Raw genomic sequence first — 2,441 nt, forward strand, 5'->3', positions numbered from 1 at the left:
CCTCGAAGCCGGCGGCTTCAGACCCCGGCTACACCCTCAGATCGGATGAGCCAGTTCGTCGGACCCCGACCCCGCCCGCGCCCCGGGCACGCAGGACGGGCCCACCCCCGGAGGAGTGGGCCCGTCCTGCGTGGAGCGGGTGCTCGGCCGATCAGGCCTCGACGACCTGCAGCTTCACGGTCGCCAGCACCTCGGGGTGCAGGCGGATCGTGGCGGTGTGGTCGCCCAGGGCCTTGATGTGGCCGCCCATCTCGATGCGGCGCTTGTCCACCTGCGGACCGCCGGCGGCCAGGATGGCCTCGGCGACGTCGGCGGAGGTCACGGCACCGAACAGGCGACCGCTCGCGGTGGTCTTGCCCTTGACCTTGACGGCGCGGCCCTCGAGCTGCGCCTTCTGGGCCTCGGCCTCCTCCAGCGACTTCACCGCACGCGAGGCGCGGGCCGCACGGATGGCCTCCACCTGCTTCTCACCGCCCTTGGTCCACGGGGTGGCCAGGTTGCGGGGCAGCAGGTAGTTGCGGGCGTAGCCGTCCTTGACGTCGACGACGTCGCCGGGCTCACCGAGGCTGCTCACCTCGTGGGTCAGGATGATCTTCATGGCTTCTCCTCCTCGAAGTCTCTACGGCTGCGATCAGCGAGCGGAGCTCGAGTAGGGCAGCAGGGCCATCTCGCGGGCGTTCTTCACGGCCTTCGCGATCTGGCGCTGCTCCTGCACGGAGACGCCGGTGACGCGACGGGCGCGGATCTTGCCGCGGTCGGAGATGAACTTCCGCAGCAGGGCGGTGTCCTTGTAGTCGATCTTCTCGATCTTGGCGGCCTTGAGCGGGTTCGCCTTCTTCTTGACGGGCTTGGGGTTGCGCACAACGGACTTGGCCATCGTGGTGCTCTCCTTCGAAAGGTGTGGTGACGGTCAGGTCACCGGTGATTGAGAGCCCGAGCGGCAGTTCTCACCGACTGCTCGGGATGGGTGCGACCGAGGATCAGAACGGGGGCTCGTCGTAGTTCGGAGCGGCGTCCCAGGAGCCCTGGGGCTGGCCGCCACCGGTGTTGCCACCGGAGGCCCACGGGTCGTTCTGCTGCTGGTTCTGCTGCGGGGCGCCGCCCTGCGGGACGGAGTTCCAGCCGCCGCCCTGGCCACCGGCGTTGCCGCCGGAGTTGCCACCGAAGCCGCCACCGCCGGAGCGCTGGGTCTTGGTGGTGCTGGCCGTGGCGTATCGGAGGGAGGGGCCGATCTCGTCGATCTCCATCTCCACCACCGTGCGGCGCTGGCCGTCCTGCTCGAACGAGCGCTGCTTGAGGCGCCCCTGGGCGATGACGCGGGTGCCCTTCTTCAGCGACTCGGCGACGTTCTCCGCCGCCTCGCGCCAGATGGAGCACCGCATGAACAGCGTCTCGCCGTCCTTCCACTCGTTCGCCTGACGGTCGAACTGGCGGGGGGTGGAGGCGATGGTCAGGTTCGCCACCGCTGCACCGTTCGGCGTGAAACGCAGCTCGGGGTCAGCGGTGAGGTTTCCGATGATCGTGATGACGGTGTCGCCGGCCATGACCGGCCTCCTTCTCTCGCGGTGTGCAGTTCCTCAGTCGTGACGGCTGGGGTGACGGTCGCGTGGACCGTCGCCTCAGACGGTCGGACGCTGGAGCTTGAAACGCAGCACGGACTCGTTGAGTCCGAGCTGGCGGTCGAGCTCCTTGGCGGTGTCCGTGCCCATGGTCAGGGTGGTGACCACGTACAGGCCCTCGGACTTCTTCTTGATGTCGTAGGCCAGGCGGCGACGACCCCAGATGTCGGTCTCGTCGACGGAACCACCCTCGGCCTTCACGACGGTGAGGAGCTTCTCCACCATCGCCGGCAGGGTGCGCTCGTCGGTCTCGGGGTCGATGATCATCATCAGCTCGTACTGACGCATGCGTGAACCCACCTCCTTCGGTCTCGGCGGCCACGGTCTCTCCGTGGCAGGAGGGTCACTGTCGTCGCGCCCCACGCCCCCATGATGGCGGTCGACCGGCCCCGTCGCCCCTCCCCGTGACGGGGCCTGTGGACGACCTGACACCGGCATCGCGGCGCACGACAACTTGTGGAGTCTACCGGAGGCGGGCAGTCCTCGACGACCGCAGCACCAGCAGCGTCACCAGCACCACCCAGGCCGCCAGCCGGAGGGCCACCACCGCCGCGTAGCCGTCCTCCGGCATCCCCATGCGGGTGTTCGAGGCCCGCCCCAGGTACATCCACACGAAGACGAAGTGCAGCCCCTCCACGAGCACCCACCACAGGTGCGTCCGCCAGCCCCACCCCGCCAGCGCGACGAAGGGGACCGCCAGCAGGCCGAACTGCGTGGGCACCTCCGGCTGCAGCGCCGCGGCCACCAGCGCCCCGGCCCCCAGGGCTGCGCCCACCTCCTGGCCGGTGGTGGCGCGGCGGGCGAGCACACCGCCCAACAGGG

4 protein-coding genes and 1 pseudogene are annotated in these 2,441 nt (G+C 69.6%); all 5 read right to left on the minus strand.

Annotation, left to right across the window (positions count from 1 at the left end):
• Positions 1 to 151: 151 nt before the first annotated feature.
• Complete coding sequence (gene rplI / locus HMPREF3099_RS00865) at positions 152 to 598, minus strand: 50S ribosomal protein L9 (protein WP_070703327.1); 447 nt, start codon at positions 596 to 598, stop codon at positions 152 to 154.
• A 33-nt stretch (positions 599 to 631) separates the two neighbouring features.
• The gene (rpsR, locus tag HMPREF3099_RS00870) at positions 632 to 877 is read right to left on the minus strand and encodes a 30S ribosomal protein S18 (RefSeq protein WP_070703328.1); all 246 of its coding nucleotides are present in this window, start codon (positions 875 to 877) and stop codon (positions 632 to 634) included.
• 103 nt (positions 878 to 980) lie between these two features.
• Positions 981 to 1,544 (minus strand): single-stranded DNA-binding protein, encoded by a 564-nt coding sequence (locus tag HMPREF3099_RS00875; protein WP_070703329.1) that lies wholly within the window; start codon positions 1,542 to 1,544, stop codon positions 981 to 983.
• Positions 1,545 to 1,619: 75 nt separating this feature from the next.
• Positions 1,620 to 1,907, minus strand: a complete 288-nt coding sequence (rpsF, locus tag HMPREF3099_RS00880) for a 30S ribosomal protein S6 (protein WP_070703330.1) — start codon at positions 1,905 to 1,907, stop codon at positions 1,620 to 1,622.
• Between the two features lie 175 nt (positions 1,908 to 2,082).
• Positions 2,083 to 2,441 (minus strand): annotated as a pseudogene (locus HMPREF3099_RS12635) (hypothetical protein); the annotation flags it as partial.

The organism is Kytococcus sp. HMSC28H12, from assembly GCF_001816045.1.
Classification (GTDB): Bacteria; Actinomycetota; Actinomycetes; order Actinomycetales; family Dermatophilaceae; genus Kytococcus; species Kytococcus schroeteri.

What these genes read in the sequence shown, in the direction of transcription:
- rplI (WP_070703327.1), bottom strand. Translation starts at nt 598, where the DNA reads ATGAAGATCATCCTGACCCACGAGGTGAGCAGCCTCGGTGAGCCCGGC.
- rpsR (WP_070703328.1), bottom strand. Translation starts at nt 877, where the DNA reads ATGGCCAAGTCCGTTGTGCGCAACCCCAAGCCCGTCAAGAAGAAGGCG.
- HMPREF3099_RS00875 (WP_070703329.1), bottom strand. Translation starts at nt 1,544, where the DNA reads ATGGCCGGCGACACCGTCATCACGATCATCGGAAACCTCACCGCTGAC.
- rpsF (WP_070703330.1), bottom strand. Translation starts at nt 1,907, where the DNA reads ATGCGTCAGTACGAGCTGATGATGATCATCGACCCCGAGACCGACGAG.